A 23,326-nucleotide genomic window follows, 5' to 3' on the forward strand; every position below is an offset into this window, starting at 1 on the left:
CGCACCGCGGTTCGCCGCCCGGGGCGGGGTGACGCCCGACCCGGACGGTCAGTCCGGATCGGGCGCCACCACCGGCGCGGCGTCGTCGCCGACGGCGAGCACCACCCGCGACCCGTAGGGCACGTGCTGGACCAGCTGCTGCCGGGCCAGCGCCGGGTGGGCCTCGAGCAGCTTGCCCGCGTTGGCCAGCGCCCGCAGCGCGGCGGTCTCCGCGCGGGCGGCCTCCAGCTTCGCCGCACCGTTGGCCTTCGCGGTCACCAGCTGCACTGCCGCCGCCCGGATCTCGGCCGGGACGATGACGTCCTTGACGAAGACCTCGAGGACCTCGACACCGGTCCGGGTACCGGCCGCGCGAGCGGCCGCGGCGATCCCGGCGGCATCGATGCGGGTGCTGCGGCGCATCACCTCGTCGGCGCCGACCCCGGCCACGGCGTCGCGCAGTGCGATCTGGGCGGCCAGGTAGACCGCGGCCATCGGGTCGGCGGCCGCTTCCACATAGGCCACCGCATCGGTGACAGCAAATCGCAGCGCGACGGTGATCCGTAGCGACACCGCATCCGAGGTCAGCACCTCCTGCGGGGCCAGTGTCAGCACCTGCTCGCGCATCTCGACCCGCACCACCGCGGCCCTCGCCGCTATCCGGTGCCGGCCCGGCTCCAGGACCCGCGCGAGCGTTCCGTCGCGGTACTCCAGCGCGCACTGGCCTGCGGTGACGGTGATTCGATCGGTCATGAACATGGCGGGTCTCCTTTCCTGGCGGTGTATTCGTCTGTGCAGCACGGGGACACCGCCGCCGGGGGCGCACCGCTGGCGGGGCGCCACACCCCGGTACCGGCGGGTGTGGGCCGCAGGGCCGTTGGTGTGCACCGGTCCCGGCGACGGCATCGTGGTGGAGAGGAGTCGAACCTCGGGCAGTAACCGTGCCATGGCGTCGCCGGCAACACGCAGAAACGTCGCGGTACCCCGCTTCGCCTGCTTTCCTGTCGACGCCGGGCAACACTCTGCCACCCCAGCAAAGTGGCGCGCAATCGAATTACGCCGGGCCCGCGGGTCCAGCGGCTACCGTAGGTGCAATGCGACGAATTTCGACGGGGGCGGTTCTCGGCGTCATGGCGCTGACCGTGGGGCTGGCCGGCTGTGACGCGAAGACCGAACTGCGACCCGAGCCCCAGGGCCAACCGGCGGGCACGTCGCCTGCGGCCGTTCAGTTCGCCGAGGACCTGAGCGCACGGGTGTCCGCGGACGCGATGATGGCACATCTGTCCAAGCTGCAGGAGATCGCCGACGCACACGACGGTAACCGGGCGCTGGGCACCGCCGGTTACGACGCCAGCGTCGACTACGTGGTCAATGCCCTGCGCGATAAGGGTTTTGACGTGCAAACCCCCGAATTCGAGGTCCGGTTGCCGTTTGCCGACGACCCGCAGGTCACCGTCGGTGGTCAGGCGGTCACCGCCAAGCCGCTGGAGTACACCATCGGTACGGCGTCCGAAGGTGTGGCGGGTCCGCTGGTGGCGGCCAGGGCGGAGGATTCGCCGGGCTGCCAGGCCTCCGATTACGACGGCCTGCCGGTCGCGGGCGCGGTGGTGCTGGTCGACCGCGGCACCTGCCAGTTCGGGGTCAAGCAGGCCATGGCGGCCGAGCGTGGAGCGGTCGCCATGATCGTCGCCAACAACGAGGACGGCGACCAGATGGGTGGAACGCTGGGTGAGCGCACCGATGTCAAGATCCCGGTCGTCAGCGTCACCAAGGACGAGGGTGCGCGGCTTCGTTCCGCCCCCGGCCCGACCTCGATCAGGCTCAACGCCGGGGTCCGGGTCGAGCGGACCCGCAACGTCATCGCCCAGACCAAGACCGGCTCGACCTCCGATGTGGTGATGGCAGGCGCGCACCTGGACAGCGTGCCGGAGGGCCCTGGCATCAACGACAACGGCTCGGGCGTGGCCGCGGTCCTGGAAACCGCACTGCAGCTGGGCAGTTCACCCGACGTCAACAACGCGGTCCGGTTCGGCTTCTGGGGTGGTGAGGAGGAGGGTCTGCTCGGGTCGACGAACTATGTCGAATCCCTCGACGAGAACGACCTCAAGGACCTCGCGCTGTACCTCAACTTCGACATGCTCGGCTCGCCGAACCCCGGATACTTCACCTACGACGGTGACCAGTCCGCACCGCCCGACGAGCGCGGGAGGCCGCGGGTCCCCGAGGGCTCGGCGGGTATCGAACGCACCCTGTCGGCCTACCTCGACGAGGCCGGAAAGGCGCCGCGGGACACCAGTTTCGATGGTCGCTCCGACTACGACGGGTTCACCCTGGCCGGCGTTCCCGCCGGTGGGCTGTTCTCCGGCGCCGAGGACAAGATGAGCCCCGAGGAGGCCGGTCTCTGGGGTGGGCAGGCCGATCAGCCGTTCGATCCCAACTATCACAAGAACACCGATACCCTGGAGCACGTGGACCGGAACGCGTTGCAGATTCATGGTGGAGGCGTCGGATACGCCATCGGGCTGTATGCACAGGATCAGCGGGGCCGCAACGGAATACCGGTCCGCGACGACCGGACCCGGAACCGGATCAGCCCGCAGTGAGGGCGCGCCGGGCCGCTGCGGTCCCCGCCGTACTCCTGGTCGTGGTCCTCGTCGTCGTCGGGCTCGCCGGATGCGGGTCGACACCGGACCCGTCGCCGAATTTGCCGAAGGAACTCGCCGAGAAGGTCACGCTCGATGCGATGTTCGCCCATCTGCGTAAGTTCCAGGAGGTCGCCGAGGCCAACGACGGCAACCGGTCGCAGGGCACGCCGGGCTACGACGCCAGCATCGATTACGTCGCGCAGCTGCTGCGGGACAAGGGTTTCGATGTGCAGACACCCGAGTTCGAACGATTGGGAACGACGGGGGGTGGCAACCCCAACCTGGTCGTCGCCGGCCGGCGCTACCCGGCCGACCAGGCCTCGCTGCTGTTGACCACACCCCGCGGCGGGCTGCGCGCGCCGACCCTGCGCCCCGGACGGCCCGCGGGCTGCACGGCCCGCGACTACGGGTCGGTCAACGTCAAGGGTGCCATCTCGGTCGTCGACGACACCGGATGCTCGATCGTGGTCAAGCAGAACACCGCGCTCGCGGAGGGTGCGGTGGGCCTGCTGGTGGTCAGCACGAGCAGGCCCAGCCCCGCCGGGCTGTTCACCAGCGGCTACTACGGGCAGCTCAAGGTGCCCGTCGGCGTCATCGACCGGACGGCCGACGCCGCGCTGCGCCAGACCAGCGCGCCGGTGCGGCTGACCCTGGACAACACCGCCGAGATGGTGAAGTCACGAAACCTGGTGGCGCAGACCAAGACCGGTTCGACCGATGATGTGGTGATGGTGGGCGCGCACCTGGACAGCATCGCGGGTGGCCCCGGTATCAACGACAACGGCTCGGGTGTGGCCGCGGTTCTGGAGACCGCGCTGCAGCTGGGTGGGTCGCCGCAGGTGCACAATGCGGTGCGGTTCGCGTTCTGGGGTGCCGAGGAGACCGGGCTGGAAGGGTCGACCCAATACGTTCGTGGACTCTCACCCGACCAGCTCGACCAGATCGCGCTGTACCTGAACTTCGACATGCTCGGCTCACCCAACGCCGGCTACTTCACCATCGACGGCGACCAGTCGGGGGTGGCCGACGCCAAACGGGTGCCGGAAGGTTCGGCGGGCATCGAGCGGACTCTGGCCGGCTACCTCAACCTGGCCGGGGTGCGGCCCGCCGATATGCCGCTGGGCGCAACCACCGACTACGCCCCGTTCCTCACCGCCGGTGTGCCGATCGGCGGTGTCACCACCGGGGCCTCGCAGCGCAAGACCGAGGTGCAGGCCCGGCTGTGGGGCGGGAAGCCGGGCGTGGCCTTCGATGCGAACTACCACACCCGCGCCGACACGCTCGACAATGTCGACCCACGGGCCCTGGAGATCACCGGCCCCGCGGTCGCGTACGCGGTCGCCAGCTACGCGCAGTCCATCGACGGGGCCAACGGTGTCGCGCCGAAAGACCGGCGTCACCACCGCTGATACCCGCCGGGCATCGACGACTCGGATTTCATCGGAGGTTCGTTGAACCAACACGGGTAGTTGCCCGTTGAACCGATATGGGAATTACTCTCGCGGAAGTGTCCAACTACAGCACCATTGCCGGTGTCCATGGCGTTCTTCCGCCCCACCGATATACCCAGGACGAGGTCACCCAGGCCCTGCTCGACCTACCCGGGTATGAGGATGTCGCCGACATCGTCCGGGCCCTGCATAAAAGTGCCAGGGTCGAGAGCCGCTACCTGGTCCGGCCCGTTGAGGAATACGCGCGTCTCAACGACTTCGGCGAAACCAACGACCTGTTCATCGAACACGCGACGGAACTCGGATGCGCGGCGCTGGCCGGGGCACTCGACGAGGCCGGGCTGCGCCCCGAGGACGTCGACCTGATCGTCACCACCACCGTCACCGGTGCGGCGGTGCCGTCGCTGGACGCCCGTATCGCCGGACGGCTGGGCCTGCGCCCCGACGTGCGCCGGATCCCGATCTTCGGTCTGGGCTGTGTGGCGGGTGCGGCCGGAATCGCCCGGCTGAACGACTATCTGCGTGGCGCGCCGGACAAGGTCGCGGTCCTGGTGTCGGTGGAGCTGTGTTCGTTGACCCGCAAGGACAATCCGTCGATGCCGACGCTGGTCGCCGGTGCGCTGTTCGGCGACGGCGCCTCCGCGGTCGTCGCGGTCGGTGAGCACCGTGCGGCCCGCCTCGATCCGCACGGCCCCGATGTCCTGGACTCCCGCAGCCACCTGTATCCGGACTCGCTGAACACGATGGGCTGGGATATCGGCACGGGCGGCTTCGAGATCGTGCTCAGCGCCGAGGTGCCCGATTTCGTCGGCCGGTATCTGGGCGATGATGTCAGCGGATTCCTTGGCGCACACGGTCTTCAGGTGCCCGATGTGGCGGCGTGGGTGAGCCATCCCGGCGGGCCCAAGGTGATCGAGGCGATCATCGACACCCTGGATCTCCCGGCCGACGCACTGGATCTCACCTGGCAGTCGCTGGCCGAGGTGGGCAACCTGTCATCGTCGTCGGTGCTGCATGTGCTGCGTGACACCATCCGCAAGCGGCCGCCTGCCGGTAGCCCGGGAGTCCTGATGGCGATGGGCCCCGGATTCTGCTCTGAGCTCGTCCTGCTGCGGTGGCGCTGATGCGGATCAAGTTCTACCCGGCACTCATCGCGGCGATCGCGGCCGAGCGGGTGGCTGAACTGGTGGTGTCACAGCGCAACCTGCGATGGAGTAAGGCCAACGGCGGCAAGGAATTCGGTGCCGGCCACTATCCGGTGATGGTGGTGCTGCACACCGGGCTGCTGGCCGGTGCGCTGGCCGAGGCGCGCGGACGCCGGTTCCGGCCCGCCCTGGGCTGGCCGATGCTGGCTGTGGTGGCGGCGGCCCAGGCCCTGCGCTGGTGGTGCATCGCCACCTTGGGCAGGCAATGGAACACCCGGGTGGTGGTGGTGCCAGGGGCGGGGCGGGTGGCCGACGGCCCGTACCGGCTGTTGCCGCACCCGAACTACGTCGCCGTGGTCGCCGAAGGGGCCGCCCTGCCGCTGGTGCGCAGCGCCTGGATCACGGCACTGCTGTTCTCCGCGGCCAACGCCGTACTGCTGCGCACCAGGATCCGCGTCGAAGACGATGCGCTGCAGAGCTTGACGTGATCGACCTGCTGGTCGCGGGTGGTGGTCCGGCCGGTTTGGCCACCGCGGTCCACGCCGCGCGCGCCGGGCTCGAGGTTGTCGTGGTCGAGCACCGTCGTGGTCCGATCGACAAGGCGTGCGGCGAGGGTCTGATGCCGCATTCGGTGCGCCAGCTCGAGCGGCTCGGGGTGCACATCGACGGGACTGCCTGCAAGCCCTTTTACGGCATCCGGTATCTCGACGGCCGACGGACCGCCGAGGCGCGGTTCCGCAACGGAGCCGGTCGCGGAGTCCGGCGCACAGTTCTGCACGCCGCGCTGTCGGATGCCGCGGCCGCGGCCGGGGCGAAGGTGGTGCAGGGCGAGGTCGGCGAGGTCACTCAGGATGCGATGTCGGTGAGCGCGGCCGGTTTTCGCGCCCGCTACCTGGCCGCCGCCGACGGGTTGCACTCACCGATCCGGCGCTCGCTCGGTCTGACCCGCGGTGACGTGCGACGACGCCGGTGGGGGATCCGACGTCATATCCAGATCGCGCCGTGGTCGGACTGCGTCGAGGTGCACTGGGCGCACGACACCGAGGCATATGTGACGCCGGTCGGCGACGACTGCGTCGGGGTGGCGATCCTGAAGTCCACTCGCGGTGGGTTCGACGAGCACCTCAGACAGTTTCCCGAACTGACCGAGCGGATCGACGGCCTGCCGCACGGTCAGGACCGGGCCGCCGGCCCGCTACAGCAGAAGGTGCGCCACCGCACCGCGGGCCGGGTGCTGCTGGTCGGTGACGCCGCAGGGTACATCGATGCGCTCACCGGTGAGGGGATGGGCCTGGCTTTCGGAGCGGCCGAACTGCTCGTCGGCTGCGTGCTGGCCGACCGGCCCGAGGACTACGACCGACAGTGGCGGGCGTTGACCCGCCGCTACCGGTTCCTGACCGCAGCCCTGCTGCACGGCAGTGGATTCCGTCCGGTGCGGGTCTGCATCACCCCGGTGTCGGCTGCGTTGCCCGCGGTGTTCACCCGGGCCGTCAACGCGCTGGGCGAGTAACTCGCGTTCGGCGACGTCATAGCAGCCCCACTCACCGATTGGGCGGGCGAGCCTCCGCCTAACGTCTGACCACGCTGCGGAGCAATTCCAGCAATCTCATCCCATGAAAGACGATCAGCGGGATGGCGGCGGTCATCTGATTGACCGGCTTGGCGAAGTCGACGTGGTTGGTCAGCCAGATCCGCACCCCGAGGATTCCGTACAGCACGATGGTGGCCACGGCGGTCGTGACCGGAGCGATCACCGACAAGCTCGACCCGAGATAGCTCGGCAGCCGGTTTCCGGTGATAAGCAGAAACAGGATGGTGCCGATCCCGGAGAACAGCAGGGTGATCGCCGGAGGGAAACCGGTCAGCACCGGAACCAGGAAGGTGGCGCCGAACATGGCCACCACGTGCTGGGCGCCGATGCCGATGGTTCGGCGCAAGTCCAGCCGCTCATCTGGGCCCGACGACGAAATCGTTGTCGGTGCGGGCCGCGACGGGTTCAATTCAACGGGATCACGATTGTCGATCACACCCGATGAACGCCCGCAGCGCACGCTAGTGGGGCGGGGCTTTGCCGCCTTCTTCGTTGAGTCGGCGTTCGGTGTTGATGCGTTGGGTGCGGGTTTGTTGTCGGGTGCGTTGTCGGGTGGGCATCTTGATGTCGCGGTTGGCCAGGAGTGTGGGTGCCGGCCCGGCCGGTGGTGGGGTCGATGTTTGGGTGTTCCACTGCGGGAACAGGATTCGGCTGTACGGGGTGGTGCTGTAGGTGTGTCCGGTCGGGGCGGTCCAGGTGTGGCTGCCGTCGGGGTGTTGCACGTCGGTCCAGCCACCCTCGGCTGCCGGGAACGTCTTGAGCAGGTGGTGGCTTCGGCATTTGGGCCCGAGGTTGCCCGGATGCGTCGCCCCCTGTGGCCAGGGAATGGCGTGGTCGAGGTCGCAATGCTGCGCGGCGACACCGCAGCCGGGGAACATGCACCGCATATCGCGCAGTCGGACGAACGCCGCCAGTTTCGCCGACGGCCGGTAGCGGTTTTCGGCGCCGAGTGCACTGGCGTTTGCGACAGGTTTCACGGTGGCGCCGGTGGCGATCAACTCGGCCAGCAAGGGTGCCGGGACGATGCCGCCGCCGAGGATGACCGCGGGGCTGCCGGTGACCGTCGGTGCGCGGTTGGCCCGCGGATCCTCGGGGTCCCCGTGTAGCCGTGGATCGCGCGGCGCGTCGGTCGGCGGGGCACATGCTGGTGCAGCGTCCTCGACGGCACTGTCTTTGGGGTGTTCTTCGATGGTCTCGGTGGACGCCGGGAGTTGATCGGTGAGCAGGTAGATCACCACACTGCCGGAGCGGGGATCGGCGCCGGCGGCGGGGCAGTCCGCGGTACCGCACAGGCAGGTGAGCCGTTCGGCGCGGGCCGCCAACGCGCCCAGCGCATCGGAGCGGCGTTGGGCCATGGTGCGCGGATCGGCGTCGCACACGGTGGCGGCCATCTCGGTCAGCGTGTTTTTCAGCACGGCACTGTCGGTGGCCAACAACCGTCCCCAGATCGACACGGTGCCGTTGGGATCGTCGGGGTCACCGAAGTTGATGTCACGACTACGCACGCCGTGGCGGCCACGGCGCACCGCCGCGGGGTCGAATTTCTCCACCCACACATCGATGGCCTGCTCGGTCTTGTCCACCGACAAAGCGCCGTAACTGGTGGCGGTTAGGGCCAGGGCCGCGTCGATCAACGCCAACGCCTCAGGATCCATCACGAGTTGGGTGCGCCAGGTGATGGTGGAGATCACTTTCGCCGAGATCTCGCCGCGGGCGAACACCTCGGCGACTTTCGGGAGCCGCTCGCGCAGGGCCCGGGCGATACACATCTGGGCCGAAGCGGCGTGCCGGCCCAGGTTGCATGCCGTGCTGACTGCGGCGGCGGCGTAGTCCCAGCCGTCGACCGCCAGATGCGCCGACCGGTCGTCCTCGTCATCACAATGCCGAGCCACGACTTCGCCGATGACGGCCAGGCGTTCGGCGGCGGCGACCGCCTCGGCGCGGGTGGAGCTCTCCAGTGCGTCGATCAGCGCCGCGTCGGTAAGCGACGACAGATCGAGCAACTCGAACATACGATCGATGATACTTGGGTAATCTCAGTGCAGCAACATATTTAGATTAAGTCTGACAGGTGTCTTGCTAGTCGGGCAAATGATGTTCGGCCCCGGTGTCGTGTCAGTGCATGTGGCTGCCGCCGTTGATGTCGACGGTGGTTCCGGTGAGGTAGCTGGCATCCTGGCTGGACAGGAACGCGAACACCGCGGCGACCTCGTCGGTGGTGGCCGTGCGCTGCCCGGACACCGAGCTCATATTGACGATCCGGCCCCACCCGGCCTCGATCATATCCGGCAGGAAAGCCTTTGTGGCCAAATAGGTTCCGGTCGCGTTGACGGCCATGACCTGGTTCCACAGTGCCAGAACACATGTGCACCGCCGCAGCGGTTCTGGTGGACGGTACGACCGCATAACCTGACCGCGAGCGACCGCTCAGGTACGCCAGGCGCGGCGTGTCGGCGTACAGACGCGGTCGCTCGCGGTGTGAGTCGGTCAGTGCATGAGGCGGCGGGCACCGTAGACCGCGGCGCCGGCGGCCACCACCGCCAGGCCCGCGATCACCGACGGCACCGGCAGGGTGAACGCCAGCACAAGGCAGCCCACGAGGCCGACGACTGGGATCACACGCTGCCCCAGCGTCCACGCCGAGGCATTCGCGATCGCGTAGTACAGCAGCACCGCGAACGACGAGAAGCCAATCGCCCCACGCAGATCCGCGAACGCGGCCAGGATCGCGACCACGATGCCCACCACGATCTCGGCCCGGTGCGGGCTGGCGAACCGCGGATGTACGGCGGCCAGCGCCCGTGGCAGATGACGGTCCCTGGCCATCGCCAGCGTCGTTCTCGACACACCGAGGATCAGCGCCAGCAGTGATCCGAGCGCGGCCACCGCCGCCCCGGCCCGCACCACCGGCTGCCAGCCACCGGCGCCGGCCGCCGCCACCGCGTCGGCAAGCGGTGCGGGCGCCGCTGCCAGCCCGGCGGCGCCCAGCACGGACAACGTGGCGACCGCGACCACCGCGTAGACGACCAGGGCGATGCCCAGCGCGATGGGTATCGCCCGGGGAATGGTGCGAGCCGGATCCCGCACCTCCTCGCCGAGGGTCGCGATGCGCGCGTACCCGGCGAAGGCGAAGAACAGCAACCCGGCCGCCTGCAACACGCCGCCGGAGGTGACATCGTCGCCGAGCCCGAGCCGGGCGGTATCGGCGCTCGGCGAGCCGGCGATGAGCACCACCACCGCGGCCAGCACGGCAAGCACGACCGCGACGATGATCCTGGTCAGCAGGGCCGACTTCTGAATCCCGGTGTAATTGACCACCGTCAGGGCCACCACCGCGGCCACCGCAACCGCATGCGCCCGGTCCGGCCACAGGTAGGTGCCCACGGTCAGTGCCATCGCCGCACAGGACGCGGTCTTGCCGACGATGAAACTCCACCCCGCGGTGTAACCCCAGAACTCGCCGAGCCGCTCGCGGCCGTACACGTAGGTGCCGCCGGATTGCGGGTAGCGCGCCGCCAACCGGGCCGATGAGGTGGCATTGCAGTAGGCGACCATCGCCGCCACCGCGAGCCCGAGCAGAAGACCGGTCCCGGCGGCCGCGGCCGCGGGGGCCAGGGCGGCGAAAATTCCCGCGCCGACCATCGATCCCAGGCCGATGACGACGGCGTCGCCGGTGCCGAGTCTGCGCTGCAGCCCCCCGGGAGTGGTCACGCCCGAGATCGTAGATCAGGTGCTGTCGCGGTTCGGCATGAGCGATTCGTGGGCCGGCGACAGGACGGCCCGGATCAGCACGGCGATCAGGGCCAGCGTCCCGACCGCCACGACCGGGATGGTCCACAGCCGCCGGGCCGTGAGTGCCGACCCGCATTTGCCGATGTACTCGTCGCCGGCCGCGGCGGCCTGGTCGAGATGGGCCGAGAAGCTGGTTCCGCACGGGATCTGCATGCCGTACTGATCGAAGTCGTCGAGGTATACCGACATACTCATCAGGTACAGCCCGATCCCGAGGATGACCGCACCCGCGATCCCGATGTACACCGCCCGAAAACTCATATTCCCCCTTCGCGACTCAAACGGTCTATGTTAATGCTCATTCTTCGACGTGGTACCGCTTTGACCGGATCGTTGGGCCCGTTTATCGTGTCGGAATGGCGCGTACCCCGCCCGGCCCCGTCGACCGCGGCGCATCCGGTGTGCGACGCCGCCCCAAGGACCGAAAAGCCCAGATCGCGCACGCCGCGGCGGAGGCCTTCAGCTCCCTGGGCTACCACGGGGTGAGCATGGAGGAGATCGCTTCCCGGGTGGGAATCTCGGCCGCCGCGTTGTACCGGCACTATTCGAGTAAGTACGAGCTGTTTCGCGGCGCGGTGCTTAATCTGGGCCAGCAGCTGGCCGACGCCACCGCCTTCGCCGATGACGAAGGAGATGACGCCACCGATGTGGAACAGGCGCGCCTGCAGCTGCGCCGGCTCACCGATGCGCTGGCCGACACGGCCCTGGCCAACCGGGAATCCGGCGGGCTGTTCCGCTGGGAGGGCCGCTACCTGCAGGGCGAAGATCAGACCCTGCTCGACGTTCAGGTCCGCACGGTGCACCAGCGGATCCATCGGCCACTGCGGACGCTGCGCCCCGGCCTGAGCTCGCACGAACGCTGGACCCTGTCGACCGCGGTGCTCAGCGTGCTTGGCAGCATCGTCGACCACCGCGCCAAACTGCCTGCCGGTCAGATCCGGGAGATGCTCGCCGAGATCGTCGACACCCTGCTCACCGCCGAAGTGCCGGAGCTGCCCGCCGACGACGATGCCGTGACGGAGCCGGCGCCCGTGCCGGTCGGTGCGACCAAATACGAAGCGCTGCTTACCGAGTCGATGCGGCTGTTCAACCGGCGCGGCTACCGCGACACGACGATGGAGGACATCGCAGCGGCGGTCGGCATGCCGGCCTCGGGCATCTACCGGTACTTCTCCGGCAAGGCCGACATCCTAGCGGCGGGTTTCCGCCGGGCCGCCGACCGGCTCTCGGCCGATACGGCAGAACTGCTGGCCTCCACCGCAGCGGATCCCGAGCTGGCCCTGACCGCGCTGATCGACAACTACGTCGCCCGCTCCTTCGCGCATCCGGAACTGGACTACGTCTATTACACCGAGCGGATGAACATGAGCCCGGCCGACCAGAAGATCCTGCGCGATCTGCAGCGCGCCGCCGTCGGCTCGTGGATCGATCTGGTCATGCCGCTGCGCCCGCAGTGGTCCGCGGGCCGGGCCCGGTTCGCCGTCCATACCGCACAGTCCCTGGTGATCGATCTCGGCCGGTTGATGGGGTACCGGGACACCCCGAGGGCCCGGGCCGCCGTCGCGGCCATGCTCGATCTGACCCTGTTGGGGCGCTACCGGTTACGCACCGCATTGCCGGCCAGGTAGGCGAGGTAGCCGATGGTCCCGACGATCGCCAGCGGTCGGGTCCGGCGGGCGGACAGGCCGAGACCGAGCACGGTTTCGATACCGCCGTTGGTGTAGATGTGCTGGCGGGTGCCGCGTGGAAAGGCCGGTTTGGTGAGCGGCTCGAACAACCGCGGGCTGGTGAAGTGCGCCAAGCCGACTCCGGCCACCCCCAAGCCTGCGAGTCTCGCCAGCGGATGATTGCGTTCGGTCACAGATGATCCTTTCCGGTCAGGCAAATGCATAGTCACTCAACGGGAATCGTGAGGCCTCGGCGACGGCCCGGCGGGTCGTCATCGGCCGGAGCAGCGTTGCCTCGCCACTCGGATTGAAATAGTACGACCGCGCCGACGCGCAGTTGCCCAGGGTGAAAAGTGAATCGCCCAACGCCTCGGTCATCCGGTCCAGGTACCGGCTGTTGGCTTCCTCGGTCACCTCGAAGGTGGTGGCCCCGCGGCGCTTCACCTCCGCGAACAATCGGTCCATCAGCCGCATCTGGTATTCCATGGTGTTGAAGAAGTTCAGCCCGAGGAAGGCATACGGGCTGGCCAGGCTGAGAAAGTTCGGGAAATATGGCACCGAAACACCCTGGTAGGCCTGAAATCTGGTGTCCCGCCACCACTTGCCCAGGTTGCGCCCGTCGCGGCCGATCACCTCGATGGCCGGGAAGTTGGCTTCCCACAGGTCGAAACCGGTTGCCAGCACCAGGGTGTCGATCCTCGTCCTGGTGCCGTCGACGTTGACGACTGCGTCGGGTTCTATGCGCTCGATGCCCTCGGCCTGCAGGTGCACATGCGGCTTGGCGAATGCCCGGTAGTAGCCGTTGGAGAATGTCGGGCGTTTGCAGCCGAAGTCGTAATCGGGCGCCAGCTTACGGCGCAGCTCCGGGTCGCGGATCGTGGCGAATCGGTGCAGTTTGGCCAGGTCGGCCGCGGCGATGTTGAGCCGGCGGAAGTACCGGTGCTTGAGCACCGCGGTGTCGACCATGAACGCATAGATGCCGTCGGTGACGGCGCGGACGACCCGCTGGGTCAACGGGATCTGGGCGAACAGGGCCTTGGCCCGCGCGGAGAATCTGACGTCGATCTTGGGCACCACCCAGATCGGGGTGCGCTGGTAGACGGTCAGATCCGCCACCTGCCTGGCCAGCTCGGGAATGAGCTGAACCGCGGTGGCCCCGGTGCCGATGATCGCGACCCGGCGACCGCGCAGGTCGTAGTCGTCGTCCCAGTCGGTGGTGTGGATGACCCGGCCGGCGAAATCGGTGATCCCCTGGATGTCCGGCGTGCGGGGCTGGGACAGGAAACCGGTGGCGGTGAACAGGTATCGCGCGCTCAGCGACTCGCCGTCGACCACGGCGACCCGCCAGACGCCGGCCTCGTCGTCCCAGCGGGCGCCCTCGACGGTGGTGTTGAACCGGATGTGGCGACGGACGTCGTACTTGTCGGCGACGTCGTCGGCGTACTGCTTGATCTCGGTACCGGTGGAGAACAGCCGTGACCAGTTCGGATTGGGTTCGAAAAAGTACGAGTACGTGGTGGTGGGCACGTCGACGGCCAGGCCCGGATAGTGGTTGACATACCAGGTGCCGCCGAGGTCGTCCTCGCGATCGACGATCACGAAATCGTCGATCCCCATGCGTTTGAGCTGGATGGCCGCGCCGATCCCGGCGAAGCCCGCTCCGACGATCACCGCGTCGTAAATCTTCGGATCCATGCCGCAAACAGTACCGCAGGTACCGGGTACTTTGTCGAGGGCCGAAATGCCAGGATGGTGACCATGGCGATCGTTCTGGTGCATGGAAACCCCGAAACCGAGGCAATCTGGACTCCGCTGGTGGATGCGCTCGGGCGTGACGACGTGGTGCGGCTGCCTCCGCCGGGATTCGGTGCACCACTGCCGGATGACTTCCCGGCGACCTTCATCGCCTATCGGGACTGGCTCGAGGAGCAACTCGCGGGATTCGACGAACCCGTCGACATCGTCGGGCACGACTGGGGCGGCGGCCACGTGCTCAACGTCGTCATGCACCGGCCGGAACTCGTACGCAGCTGGGTCAGCGATGTCGTCGGGCTGTTCGACCCGGATTACGTCTGGCACGACCTCGCCCAGGTCTGGCAGACCCCCGGCGAGGGCGAGCAGAACATCGCCACGATGTTGGACGGCACGGCCCAGGAGCGGGCCGAACGGATGACGGGTTTCGGCATACCACTGGACACCGCCACCCTGATGGCGCCACACCAGGGGCCGGAGATGGGCCGGGCGATCCTTGCGCTCTACCGCTCGGCGCGCCAACCCGCGATGGCCGAGGCGGGCCGCGCGCTGGAGACGGCCGCGACGCGGCCGGGGCTGGCGATACTGGCCGCCGACGATCCGTTCATCGGAACCAACGACACCCGGCGCCGCGCGGCCGAGCGGGCCGGGGCCCGCACCGAGGTGCTCGACGGGCTCGGACACTGGTGGATGCTGCAGGATCCGGTGCGTGGTGCCCGTGCCCTGACCGATTTCTGGGCGACGCTCGGCCGGCCGTAGTCCGCGCTCGTCACCTGCGGGCATCATTCCGTCATGGCGAAGTCGTTCACGCTGGTCCAATTGAGGTACTTCACGGCGGTCGCGAGGCACGAGAACATGCGCGCGGCCGCCCTCGAGCTCAACGTGACCCAGTCGACGCTGTCGGCGGCCATTCATCAGCTGGAGCGTGAAGTCGGCGCCGAGCTGTTTCAGCGCCTGTCCAGCCGTGGCCTGCGTCTGACGGGGGAGGGGCGCAGGTTGCTCGTCGGCTCCAGGACCTTCCTCGAAGACGCCGACCAGCTGTTCCACTCGGTGCGGGCCGAACGCGAGGAACTGGTGGGTGACCTGGTGGTGGGCATCTTCTCGCCGATCGCGCCGTTCCACGCGCCGAACATCCTGACCGCCCTGCAGCAGCGCCACCCGGGGATCGACGTCAGCTTCCTCGAGGGCGACCAGGAAACACTGATCCGCGCACTGCGCGACGGCATCTGCGAGGTCGCCGTGATGTACGACCTCGGCGTCGGAACGGAGTTCGACTCCCGGGTGCTGGAACGCATCCCGCCGCATGTGCTGGTCTCGGCCGACCATCCGCGCGCCGCCCGCCCGGACGTCGCGGTACACCTGCGGGACTTCGAGGAGGAGCCGTACATCCTGCTCGACCTCCAGCACACCCGGGAGTACTACCTCGACTTCTTCAAGCGGCTCGGGCTGCGGCCGCGGGTCAGGCACTACGTCTCCGGTTATGAAACCGTCCGGTCGTACGTGAGTTTGGGCCATGGCTATTCCACCCTGAGCCGACGCCTGGCCCACGATATGACCTACACCGGGGCCCGGGTGGTGCCGCTCGAACTCGCCGATGAACTGCCACCCATCGAGGTGGTCCTGGTCCGCCTCGCGGGAACGCGACCGACCCGCAAATCCCTGGCCTTCGAAGAGACATGTGTGGACCTGCACGCCAACGCCGACTGATCGTTTTTCTCGAACGGCCTGTGCAATCTTTTTCGTTGGACGTGTGTGAGGGCGATCACCACACTGATTGCACAGCGATCCCCGACGATCTGAGAGTTCCATGACGATGACGGACCAGGAACAAGGCGTAGCCACCATCCCGCAGCCGGCCGACGGGCAACGCAGTTCCGGTATGCAGAAGCGGGTGCTGGCCGGCGGCAGCATCGGGCAGTTCATCGAGTTCTACGACTTCACCCTTTACGGGCTGTCCGCGGTCACCCTCGCCAAACTCTTCTTCCCCGGTGGCAGCGCGCTGGCCGGCCTGCTCGCGACCTTCGCCACCTTCGGTGTCGCCTTCTTCATGCGCCCGCTGGGCGGTCTGTTCTTCGGGGCGCTCGGCGACCGCATCGGACGCCGCAAGGTCCTGTTCATCACGCTGCTCTCGATCGGCCTCGCGACCGCGTTGATCGGAGTCCTGCCCACCTACGCCGGTATCGGCGTCGCCGCCCCGCTGCTGCTGGTGCTCTGCCGGCTGATCCAGGGATTCTCCGCAGGCGGCGAGTCGGTGGGTGCGCCCGCGTTCGTGTTCGAACACGCACCGCTGGAACGCCGCGGCTTCTGGCTCAACGTCACCATCGCCGCCACCGCGCTGCCGTCCGTGCTCGGCGGGACCCTGATCCTGGTGCTGTCCTCGACCATGCCGTCGGAGGCGTTCACCTCCTACGGGTGGCGCATCCCGTTCCTGCTGGCCCTGCCGCTGGCACTGTTCGGAATCTGGATCCGCGCGAAAACCGAGGAATCCGAGGCGTTCCAGCAGGTGCTCGCCAAGCACGAGCACAAGGAGTACAGCCCGATCCGCGCGGCGTTCCGGGAGAACAAGGTCCGGATGCTGCAGGTCATCTTCGTGATGGGGCTGACCGCCATGGGCTTCTACTTCCTCTCGGGCTACTTCGTCTCCTACGTCCAGACCACGGGCAACCTGAGCCGCGACCAGTCGCTGCTGGCCAACGCGATCGCGATGGCCCTCTACGCCCTGCTCCTCCCGGTGTGCGGGATCGTCGGGGACCGGGTCGGCCGCAAACCCATGCTGATCGCCGGGTCGGCGGCGCTGGCGCTGCTGTCGGTGCCGTGCTTCATGTTGGTGACCGGCGGCTCGCTGCCGTTGGCGATGGCCGGCCAGCTGCTGTTCGTGATCCCGCTGTGCATCTACGGCGGCGGCTGTTACACATTCTTCGTCGAGATCTTCACCACCGAAACCCGTTTCACGTCCGCGGCGATCAGCTACAACGTCGCCTACGCGGTCTTCGGCGGCAGCGCACCGTTTGTCGGGACGATGCTGGTCTCCACGATCGGCATGAACGCCGCACCCGGCTACTACATGGCCGCGGCCGCCGTCGTCGTGCTGGCACTGTTGCTGTTCACCAGGGTGCCGGAAACCCGCAGGCGCGTCGGCTGATCGCGTTTTCTGATTTCGAATTCGTCTTGACCACAAGGAGATTCACCATGCCCGCCACCGGTTTTCTGGCCGACTTCCATCACGTCGCCACGTTCGGCGCGACCGACAACGACGGAGTGGACCGGCAAGCCGCGACCCCCGAGGACAAGCTGACCCGCGACTGGATGGCCGCCTTCGCGGCGGACCGGGGCTGGGAGGTGCGGGTGGACGGTATCGGCAACATGTTCGCCCTCGCCGAGTTCGTGCCGGGAGCCCCCTATGTGCTCATCGGATCGCACCTGGACTCCCAGCCGCTCGGGGGTCGTTTCGACGGGGCCTACGGCGTCATCGCCGCGTTGCACGCCGCCGAGCGCGTCGCGGAACGAGTCGCCGACAACCGTGCCGGTGTCCGGTACAACCTGGGTGTCGTCAACTGGTTCAACGAGGAGGGCGGCCGCTTCGCCCCGTCGATCATGGGGTCGTCGGTCTTCGCCGGGCTGATGGACGAGGCCGAGATGCTGGCGGTCCGTGACCTTTCCGGGGTGTCGGTGGCCGACGCCCTCGCAGGCATCGGCTACCGGGGTACCGATGAGCGGCCACAGGTGGCCGGGTACGCCGAGATCCACATCGAACAGGGCCGCATTCTGGAACGCGAAGGCATCACCCTTGGGGCGGTGGACTTCTCGTGGTACACGCAGAAGCTCGACATCGAGGTGGTCGGCGAGCAGTCCCACACCGGCGCCACCGCGATGGCCGACCGCCACGACGCGCTCGTCGCCGCGAGCAAGGTTGTGTTGCTGGTGCACGACGTGATCCGCCAGTTCGAGGACGAGGCCATCGTCTCCTCGGTCGGCCGGTTCAACGTCGAACCCAATTCACCGATCGTGGTGGCGCGGCGGGTGCACATGGTCGCCGACCTGCGCTCCGCATCGCCCGAGATCGTCGCCGCGGCCCGGTCCAGCCTGCTGGCCGACATCGCCGAGATCGCCCGCGAGCACGACATCCGAATCAACGTCAACGACTTCGATATCCGCGGCATTCAGCGTTACCCGCAAGCCGGTATCGAACTGACCGAGAAGGTCGCGGCCGACCTCGGCCTGAGCGTCCGGCCGATCCGGACCATGGCCGGCCACGACTCGGTGGCGATGAACCGGATCGTCCCCACCGTGATGATGTTCATCCCGTCGGTCGACGGGGTGAGCCACTGCGAACGCGAGTTCAGCACCGACGAGGACATGTCCGCCGGGGTGGACGCGCTGACCGGCGTGGCCTGGGAGATGGTCAACGGCGCCCTCGCGGCCGGGGCCTGATGGAAACCGCAGTGCTGGCGCCGCTGGCCTATCTGTCTGCCACGGATGCGGTGAAAGCGTTTCGGAAATTGGATGTTTCACCGCTGGAGGTGCTCGATGCGCAGATCGCGCAGATCGAGACCCACAACGGAGACACCGCCACCGGCATCAACGCCTTCACCGAGACCCTCTTCGAGGAGGCCAGGGCCCAGGCCCGGCGGGCCGCCGACGCCTACGCCCGCTGCGCCGCGACCGGCGAGGAGCCGCCCGCCCTGCTGGGACTGACCGTGGCCACCAAGGAGAAACACGCCATCGCCGGCCTGCGCCTGGAACAGGGCCTTGCCGCGCATCGCGGCCGGGTTGCCGACCATGACCACCCGGTGGTCGAGCGGATCAAGGCCGCGGGCGGGATCATCCACGCGCGGACCACGAGCCCGGAGTTCAGCTGCGCCACCGTCACCCACTCGCCGATGTGGGGTGTCACCCGCAACCCGTGGAACCGCCACACCTCGCCCGGCGGCTCGTCGGGCGGCGCAGGGGCGGCACTGGCCGCCGGGTTCAGCACGCTGGCCACCGCGTCCGACATCGCCGGATCCACCCGCATCCCCGCCGGATTCACCGGCACGGTCGGCTACAAGGCGCCCTACGGGCGGATCCCCGGACTGCCGCCGTTGTCCGCGGACTGGTACCGGGGGGACGGGCCGATGGGTCGCACGGTCGCCGATGTGGCGCTGCTGACCGCCGTCCTGGCCGGACAGCACCCGGCCGATCACGCGTCGTGGGGCGCCGGCGGTCTGCCGCCCGGGCTGGACGGCGGCGTGCGCGGCCTGCGGATCGGCCTGGCGATGCGGCTGGGCGACTTCCCGGTCGCGGACTCGGTGATCGCGAATACCCGTGCGGTTGCCGACGTGCTGGAGCGGGCCGGGGCCGCGGTGGTCGAGATCGACCTGCCGTGGACCACGGCGATGGTCAGGGACACCATCTTCGCGCACTTCGGGCACATCCTCGGACCCGCCATGACCCGCGAAACAGCGGGCAGCGAACCGGAACTGGCCCCATACACCCGCCGCTTCATGCAGGACGCGGCGGCCGCCGCGCGGCGCCATTCGCTGATCGACTCGCTGGCCATGGACACCCGGATGCGGGCTGACCTGGCCGCGGCCATGACCGGAGTCGACGCGTTGCTGTGCCCGACCTCGGCGGTGACTTCACTTGCGGCCGATGGACAATACCTCGACGGCATCGACACGCCGTCCGGCCGCCGCGAGCACTACTGGGAAGGCCACCTCACCAGTCCGTTCAACGTGGCCAATCACTGCCCGGTGCTGTCGGTACCCAGCGGGTTCTCCGACGAGCACGTGCCGACCGGCGTCCAGGTGGTGGGCCACCCCCACGACGAGGCAATGGTGTTCCGGATCGCCGACGCGGTGCAGGGACTGGTCGGGTTCGACGAGCGACCGGTGTTGGCGGCGCGACAGAGCTAGAACAGCTTGGCGATCACCTCGCCGGCCTCGGCATCCTCGACGGCCGGGGTGATGTCGAAGGTGAGGAATTCGCCCCACTCCGCGACGGACTCGAACATGGTTTTGGCGTCGTCGGTCTCCACGACGGCGAAACCCTGGCCGTTCATGCCCCACCAACGGCCGAGCATGGTCGCCCCTTCCGGAATCTGGCCGCCGGTCTTCTTGAACTTCTCGACGGCGTCGCGGTAATTCGTCTGCGACTGCGTCCAGTGCACGATGAACTTCATGATGTTCTCCTCCTGCTGATCCGAGCCGGAATCGGCTCTGCGGCAACGACGGTGAAGGGGGTCTCCACCGGGAAGTCGTCGTGCTCGGACGTCACCCGCACGGCCCGCACGATGGTGGCCAGCGCCAGGGTGGCCTCCAGCGGCAGCGATCGCCGGGGGCTGTCGATCTCGACCATGCGACGAGTGTCGGCCCGGCGGGCGCCGCCGACGTAGAGTAGTGCGTTACCCCATTTTCCCGGCGCGGGGGTTTTCACTGGTGGCGATGCATGTCACGGTGTGATCTCCGCGTTGCCACGAGTCAGCGGTGGGGTACAGCACGAACAGCTGGATGGCCTTGTCGTCGACCGCCGCGGGGGCATACCGGGCCAGCGCCGGTGCGCACTTGTCGGTGTACTTGACCACCTCGGCCTCGCCGGGGAAGTCGCCGTCGGGCATCGGCAGCACCGCGAAAACCTCGCCCTTGTGCGGCTGGTCGCAGGGCACCGTCTTGACGTAGAGCACCCGGCTGCTGTCGGGGATGTCGGCGAGGCAGTCGCCGCTCTTGACCTCGGTGGCCTCGGTCGAATCGCGTTTGGTCCCGAAGTACACCGCGATCCCCGCCGCGACGACCAGCGCCACCAGCGCGACCACCGCGATCAGCACCCACTTGAGCGCCCCGGACTTCTTCGGCGGGGTGTACCCGGTCTGCGCCGAATACGGCTGCGGTGGCGGAGGCGGATAGCCGTGGCCGGGTGGTGGGCCGTAGGCCGGCGGGCCGGAGTATCCCGGTGGCCCGAGAGGATTCGTCATGGCTCGACGATATCGAGCAGCCGCAGCGCCGCGTCCACCGCGAGGGCGGGCACATCGAGCGTCTTGGAGCCGAGGTCGTGCCGCGCCCCGGTGATCGCGACCAACTCCGTGGGTCCGCCGACCAGTGCCGCGGCCGCACCCACCTCGTCGAGCGTGCCGAACGGATCGGACGAGCCGTGGGTGAACACGGTGGGGGCGTCGATGCGTGGAAGATGTTCGGTGCGAGCGCGTTCGGGTTTGCCTGGCGGGTGCAACGGATAGGAGAACAGGGTCAAGACGTCAAGGTCGAGGCCTTCGTCGGCGACGGCCATCGAGGTCTGCCTGCCACCGTAGGAATGCCCGCCCGCGATCACCGGACCGTCGGTGAGGCCGCGGGCGAATGCGACGGCCTCGGCGATACCCTCGCGGTCACCGGCCGCCGACCCGGACGGAGGTCCTTTCGGCCTGCGCCGCCGGTAGGGCAGGTTGTAGCGGACGGCGAGCCAGCCCCGGCCTTTCCATTCGTCGCAGATCCTGATCAGCAAAGGCGATTCGCGGTTACCGCCCGCGCCGTGGGTGAGCACCACGACGCCTCTCGGCGTGCCCGCTGGTTCGTGGACGACGCCTGCGATGTCGTCGATGTTCATGTCGTCAACCGGAACAGCGCCGAGACGGGTCCGTGACCGTGGCCCAGCGGGTAGGCGGCCCGCAGGCATTCGGTCACCCAGCCCTTGCCGAACTCGACCGCATCCGGGACCGAATAGCCGTGTGCCAGGGCGCATGCCGTGGCTGCGGCCAGGGTGTCCCCGGCGCCGTGGTCGTGGCCGGTGTCGATCCGCGGCGCATCGAACTCGTGGAACTCGTTGCCGTCGAACAGCAGATCGGGACTTGCCGCCGACGAGCGCAGATGCCCGCCCTTGACCAGCGCCCAGCCCGGCCCGAGCGCGTGCAGTGCACGCGCGGCCTCGCGCTGACTGGCGGAGTCCACCACGTCGATGCCGGTGAGCAGGCGGACCTCGTCCAGATTGGGCGTGACCAGCGTCGCCAGCGGGAACAGGTCGGTGCGCAGTGCGTCCAGCGCACTGGGATGCAGCAGCGGGTCACCGTGCATGGACGCGCAGACCGGGTCGACCACCAGTGGTACCGCGCCGTGCAGGCCCTCGGCGCGCCAGGTCTCGGCCACGGTGGCGATGATGTCGGCGGAAGCCAGCATGCCGGTCTTGGCGGCCTCGATGCCGATATCGCCGGTGACGGCCGAGATCTGGCCGGCCACGACGTCGAGAGGTACCTCGTGAAAACCCTTGACACCGACCGAGTTCTGCACCGTCACCGCCGTCACCGCGACGCAGCCGTGCAGGCCGAGCATGGCGAAGGTCCGCATATCGGCCTGGATGCCCGCGCCGCCACCCGAATCGGATCCGGCGATGGTCATCACCCGGTGCGGTGTGTCACCGGGCGGGGTCAGCGGTAGGAACTTCACTTCGTCATCACGACGTCAAGGGTAGATACACCCGGTTGCCGTGGTCGGCGAACTCCTGTGATTTCTCGGCCATGCCCTGGGCGATCTCGTCCGGAACGCCATTCGGGTAGGCATCCCGGATGTCCTGCGTGATACGCATCGAGCAGAACTTCGGGCCGCACATCGAGCAGAAGTGTGCGGTCTTGGCCGGCTCGGCGGGCAGCGTCTCGTCGTGGAACTCGCGTGCGGTGTCGGGATCCAGCGACAGGGCGAACTGGTCGTGCCAGCGGAACTCGAACCTGGCCTTGGACAGCGCGTCGTCGCGCTGCTGCGCCCGCGGATGCCCCTTGGCCAGATCGGCGGCGTGCGCGGCGATCTTGTAGGCGATCACGCCGTCCTTGACGTCCTTGCGGTCGGGCAGGCCCAGGTGTTCCTTCGGGGTGACGTAGCACAGCATCGCCGTTCCGGCCTGGGCGATGATCGCCGCGCCGATCGCCGAGGTGATGTGGTCGTAGGCGGGTGCGATGTCGGTGGCTAGCGGCCCGAGGGTGTAGAACGGGGCCTCCTCGCACAGTTCCTCTTCGAGCTTGACGTTCTCGACGATCTTGTGCATCGGAACGTGTCCCGGCCCCTCGATCATCACCTGCACGCCATGGGATTTGGCGATCTTGGTCAGCTCACCGAGGGTGCGCAGCTCGGCGAACTGGGCCTCGTCGTTGGCGTCGGCGATCGAACCGGGGCGAAGGCCGTCGCCGAGTGAGAAGGTGACGTCGTAGCGGGCCAGGATCTCGCAGAGTTCGTCGAAGTGGGTGTAGAGGAACGATTCGGTGTGGTGCGCCAGACACCAGGCCGCCATGATCGAGCCGCCGCGCGAGACGATGCCGGTGACCCGGTTGACGGTGAGCGGGATGTAGCGC

Annotated in this window: 23 protein-coding genes and 2 pseudogenes; 11 read left to right on the plus strand and 14 right to left on the minus strand. The window is 68.3% G+C overall.

All coding sequences use genetic code 11. The features are described from left to right. Nucleotides 1-48: 48 nt before the first annotated feature. Nucleotides 49-732 (minus strand): slipin family protein, encoded by a 684-nt coding sequence (locus ACWDTP_RS16620; protein ID WP_450021580.1) that lies wholly within the window; start codon nucleotides 730-732, stop codon nucleotides 49-51. A gap of 341 nt (nucleotides 733-1,073) precedes the next feature. Here ACWDTP_RS16620 and ACWDTP_RS16625 point away from each other — a divergent pair, with 341 nt between their 5' ends. The 5 genes from ACWDTP_RS16625 to ACWDTP_RS16645 all read left to right on the plus strand — a co-directional run bounded on the left by ACWDTP_RS16625 (nucleotide 1,074) and on the right by ACWDTP_RS16645 (nucleotide 6,730). Next, on the plus strand, nucleotides 1,074-2,582 hold the full coding sequence (locus ACWDTP_RS16625) for a M28 family metallopeptidase (RefSeq protein ID WP_450021582.1): 1,509 nt from the start codon (nucleotides 1,074-1,076) through the stop codon (nucleotides 2,580-2,582). Next, complete coding sequence (locus tag ACWDTP_RS16630; protein ID WP_450021584.1) at nucleotides 2,579-4,033, plus strand: M28 family peptidase; 1,455 nt, start codon at nucleotides 2,579-2,581, stop codon at nucleotides 4,031-4,033. Before ACWDTP_RS16625 ends, ACWDTP_RS16630 begins: the two co-directional genes overlap by 4 nt. 77 nt (nucleotides 4,034-4,110) lie before the next feature. Further along, nucleotides 4,111-5,199, plus strand: coding sequence for a type III polyketide synthase (locus tag ACWDTP_RS16635; protein WP_450021586.1), 1,089 nt, complete (start codon nucleotides 4,111-4,113; stop codon nucleotides 5,197-5,199). Next, on the plus strand, nucleotides 5,199-5,708 hold the full coding sequence (locus ACWDTP_RS16640) for an isoprenylcysteine carboxyl methyltransferase family protein (protein ID WP_450021588.1): 510 nt from the start codon (nucleotides 5,199-5,201) through the stop codon (nucleotides 5,706-5,708). Before ACWDTP_RS16635 ends, ACWDTP_RS16640 begins: the two co-directional genes overlap by 1 nt. Continuing rightward, a complete protein-coding gene (locus ACWDTP_RS16645) occupies nucleotides 5,705-6,730 on the plus strand; it encodes an NAD(P)/FAD-dependent oxidoreductase (protein WP_450021590.1) in 1,026 nt (341 codons plus the stop codon). Before ACWDTP_RS16640 ends, ACWDTP_RS16645 begins: the two co-directional genes overlap by 4 nt. Before the next feature lie 211 nt (nucleotides 6,731-6,941). Here the strand turns inward: ACWDTP_RS16645 and ACWDTP_RS16650 are convergent. The 5 genes and pseudogenes from ACWDTP_RS16650 to ACWDTP_RS16670 all read right to left on the minus strand — a co-directional run. After that, nucleotides 6,942-7,221: pseudogene (locus ACWDTP_RS16650) on the minus strand (solute carrier family 23 protein); the annotation flags it as partial. Between the two features lie 51 nt (nucleotides 7,222-7,272). Continuing rightward, nucleotides 7,273-8,823, minus strand: coding sequence for a DUF222 domain-containing protein (locus tag ACWDTP_RS16655; protein WP_450021592.1), 1,551 nt, complete (start codon nucleotides 8,821-8,823; stop codon nucleotides 7,273-7,275). A 103-nt stretch (nucleotides 8,824-8,926) separates the two neighbouring features. Beyond that, nucleotides 8,927-9,199, minus strand: a pseudogene (locus ACWDTP_RS16660) (SDR family oxidoreductase); the annotation flags it as partial. Between the two features lie 99 nt (nucleotides 9,200-9,298). Then, nucleotides 9,299-10,522, minus strand: a complete 1,224-nt coding sequence (locus ACWDTP_RS16665) for an APC family permease (RefSeq protein WP_450021594.1) — start codon at nucleotides 10,520-10,522, stop codon at nucleotides 9,299-9,301. 15 nt (nucleotides 10,523-10,537) lie between these two features. Further along, a complete protein-coding gene (locus ACWDTP_RS16670) occupies nucleotides 10,538-10,864 on the minus strand; it encodes a hypothetical protein (RefSeq protein ID WP_450021596.1) in 327 nt (108 codons plus the stop codon). 95 nt (nucleotides 10,865-10,959) lie between these two features. On the opposite strand from ACWDTP_RS16670, the gene ACWDTP_RS16675 reads away from it, so the two are divergent. After that, the gene (locus ACWDTP_RS16675) at nucleotides 10,960-12,231 is read left to right on the plus strand and encodes a TetR/AcrR family transcriptional regulator (RefSeq protein WP_450021598.1); all 1,272 of its coding nucleotides are present in this window, start codon (nucleotides 10,960-10,962) and stop codon (nucleotides 12,229-12,231) included. Here the strand turns inward: ACWDTP_RS16675 and ACWDTP_RS16680 are convergent. Further along, the gene (locus ACWDTP_RS16680) at nucleotides 12,198-12,494 is read right to left on the minus strand and encodes a hypothetical protein (RefSeq protein ID WP_450021599.1); all 297 of its coding nucleotides are present in this window, start codon (nucleotides 12,492-12,494) and stop codon (nucleotides 12,198-12,200) included. The genes ACWDTP_RS16675 and ACWDTP_RS16680 overlap by 34 nt on opposite strands. Then, nucleotides 12,481-13,965 (minus strand): flavin-containing monooxygenase, encoded by a 1,485-nt coding sequence (locus ACWDTP_RS16685; RefSeq protein WP_450021601.1) that lies wholly within the window; start codon nucleotides 13,963-13,965, stop codon nucleotides 12,481-12,483. Before ACWDTP_RS16685 ends, ACWDTP_RS16680 begins: the two co-directional genes overlap by 14 nt. 63 nt (nucleotides 13,966-14,028) lie before the next feature. On the opposite strand from ACWDTP_RS16685, the gene ACWDTP_RS16690 reads away from it, so the two are divergent. From ACWDTP_RS16690 to ACWDTP_RS16710, 5 genes are all read left to right on the plus strand, one after another. After that, nucleotides 14,029-14,781 (plus strand): alpha/beta fold hydrolase, encoded by a 753-nt coding sequence (locus ACWDTP_RS16690; RefSeq protein ID WP_450021603.1) that lies wholly within the window; start codon nucleotides 14,029-14,031, stop codon nucleotides 14,779-14,781. Between the two features lie 33 nt (nucleotides 14,782-14,814). Continuing rightward, a complete protein-coding gene (locus tag ACWDTP_RS16695; protein WP_450021605.1) occupies nucleotides 14,815-15,729 on the plus strand; it encodes a LysR family transcriptional regulator in 915 nt (304 codons plus the stop codon). Between the two features lie 100 nt (nucleotides 15,730-15,829). Further along, nucleotides 15,830-17,164, plus strand: a complete 1,335-nt coding sequence (locus ACWDTP_RS16700) for an MFS transporter (RefSeq protein ID WP_450021607.1) — start codon at nucleotides 15,830-15,832, stop codon at nucleotides 17,162-17,164. Between the two features lie 47 nt (nucleotides 17,165-17,211). Then, nucleotides 17,212-18,453: a M20 family metallo-hydrolase gene (locus ACWDTP_RS16705; protein ID WP_450021608.1), complete on the plus strand. Its 1,242-nt coding sequence runs from the start codon at nucleotides 17,212-17,214 to the stop codon at nucleotides 18,451-18,453. Beyond that, complete coding sequence (locus ACWDTP_RS16710; RefSeq protein WP_450021610.1) at nucleotides 18,453-19,916, plus strand: amidase; 1,464 nt, start codon at nucleotides 18,453-18,455, stop codon at nucleotides 19,914-19,916. Before ACWDTP_RS16705 ends, ACWDTP_RS16710 begins: the two co-directional genes overlap by 1 nt. Here ACWDTP_RS16710 and ACWDTP_RS16715 read toward each other — a convergent pair. The 6 genes from ACWDTP_RS16715 to thiC all read right to left on the minus strand — a co-directional run. Continuing rightward, nucleotides 19,913-20,182 (minus strand): DUF3303 domain-containing protein, encoded by a 270-nt coding sequence (locus ACWDTP_RS16715; RefSeq protein ID WP_450021612.1) that lies wholly within the window; start codon nucleotides 20,180-20,182, stop codon nucleotides 19,913-19,915. The two genes, ACWDTP_RS16710 and ACWDTP_RS16715, sit on opposite strands and share 4 nt — an antisense overlap. Beyond that, complete coding sequence (locus ACWDTP_RS16720) at nucleotides 20,179-20,358, minus strand: hypothetical protein (protein WP_450021614.1); 180 nt, start codon at nucleotides 20,356-20,358, stop codon at nucleotides 20,179-20,181. The genes ACWDTP_RS16715 and ACWDTP_RS16720 overlap by 4 nt, the downstream gene beginning before the upstream one ends. Nucleotides 20,359-20,404: 46 nt before the next feature. After that, nucleotides 20,405-20,971, minus strand: coding sequence for a septum formation family protein (locus ACWDTP_RS16725; RefSeq protein ID WP_450021616.1), 567 nt, complete (start codon nucleotides 20,969-20,971; stop codon nucleotides 20,405-20,407). Then, nucleotides 20,968-21,597, minus strand: a complete 630-nt coding sequence (locus ACWDTP_RS16730) for an alpha/beta hydrolase family protein (protein ID WP_450021618.1) — start codon at nucleotides 21,595-21,597, stop codon at nucleotides 20,968-20,970. Before ACWDTP_RS16730 ends, ACWDTP_RS16725 begins: the two co-directional genes overlap by 4 nt. After that, a complete protein-coding gene (gene thiD, locus ACWDTP_RS16735; RefSeq protein ID WP_450021620.1) occupies nucleotides 21,594-22,430 on the minus strand; it encodes a bifunctional hydroxymethylpyrimidine kinase/phosphomethylpyrimidine kinase in 837 nt (278 codons plus the stop codon). The genes ACWDTP_RS16730 and thiD overlap by 4 nt, the downstream gene beginning before the upstream one ends. A 7-nt stretch (nucleotides 22,431-22,437) precedes the next feature. After that, on the minus strand, nucleotides 22,438-23,326 hold an 889-nt coding region (gene thiC / locus ACWDTP_RS16740), incomplete at its 5' end, for a phosphomethylpyrimidine synthase ThiC (RefSeq protein WP_450021622.1).

It is taken from the genome of Mycobacterium sp. NPDC003449 (assembly GCF_053588415.1).

Excerpts from the sequence above, each read along its gene's own strand:
- ACWDTP_RS16620 (WP_450021580.1), bottom strand. The coding sequence starts at position 732 with ATGACCGATCGAATCACCGTCACCGCAGGCCAGTGCGCGCTGGAGTAC.
- ACWDTP_RS16625 (WP_450021582.1), top strand. The coding sequence starts at position 1,074 with ATGCGACGAATTTCGACGGGGGCGGTTCTCGGCGTCATGGCGCTGACC.
- ACWDTP_RS16635 (WP_450021586.1), top strand. The coding sequence starts at position 4,111 with ATGGGAATTACTCTCGCGGAAGTGTCCAACTACAGCACCATTGCCGGT.
- ACWDTP_RS16640 (WP_450021588.1), top strand. The coding sequence starts at position 5,199 with ATGCGGATCAAGTTCTACCCGGCACTCATCGCGGCGATCGCGGCCGAG.
- ACWDTP_RS16655 (WP_450021592.1), bottom strand. The coding sequence starts at position 8,823 with ATGTTCGAGTTGCTCGATCTGTCGTCGCTTACCGACGCGGCGCTGATC.
- ACWDTP_RS16670 (WP_450021596.1), bottom strand. The coding sequence starts at position 10,864 with ATGAGTTTTCGGGCGGTGTACATCGGGATCGCGGGTGCGGTCATCCTC.
- ACWDTP_RS16675 (WP_450021598.1), top strand. The coding sequence starts at position 10,960 with ATGGCGCGTACCCCGCCCGGCCCCGTCGACCGCGGCGCATCCGGTGTG.
- ACWDTP_RS16680 (WP_450021599.1), bottom strand. The coding sequence starts at position 12,494 with ATGCATTTGCCTGACCGGAAAGGATCATCTGTGACCGAACGCAATCAT.
- ACWDTP_RS16685 (WP_450021601.1), bottom strand. The coding sequence starts at position 13,965 with ATGGATCCGAAGATTTACGACGCGGTGATCGTCGGAGCGGGCTTCGCC.
- ACWDTP_RS16690 (WP_450021603.1), top strand. The coding sequence starts at position 14,029 with ATGGCGATCGTTCTGGTGCATGGAAACCCCGAAACCGAGGCAATCTGG.
- ACWDTP_RS16695 (WP_450021605.1), top strand. The coding sequence starts at position 14,815 with ATGGCGAAGTCGTTCACGCTGGTCCAATTGAGGTACTTCACGGCGGTC.
- ACWDTP_RS16700 (WP_450021607.1), top strand. The coding sequence starts at position 15,830 with ATGACGATGACGGACCAGGAACAAGGCGTAGCCACCATCCCGCAGCCG.
- ACWDTP_RS16705 (WP_450021608.1), top strand. The coding sequence starts at position 17,212 with ATGCCCGCCACCGGTTTTCTGGCCGACTTCCATCACGTCGCCACGTTC.
- ACWDTP_RS16710 (WP_450021610.1), top strand. The coding sequence starts at position 18,453 with ATGGAAACCGCAGTGCTGGCGCCGCTGGCCTATCTGTCTGCCACGGAT.
- ACWDTP_RS16715 (WP_450021612.1), bottom strand. The coding sequence starts at position 20,182 with ATGAAGTTCATCGTGCACTGGACGCAGTCGCAGACGAATTACCGCGAC.
- ACWDTP_RS16720 (WP_450021614.1), bottom strand. The coding sequence starts at position 20,358 with ATGGTCGAGATCGACAGCCCCCGGCGATCGCTGCCGCTGGAGGCCACC.
- ACWDTP_RS16725 (WP_450021616.1), bottom strand. The coding sequence starts at position 20,971 with ATGACGAATCCTCTCGGGCCACCGGGATACTCCGGCCCGCCGGCCTAC.
- ACWDTP_RS16730 (WP_450021618.1), bottom strand. The coding sequence starts at position 21,597 with ATGAACATCGACGACATCGCAGGCGTCGTCCACGAACCAGCGGGCACG.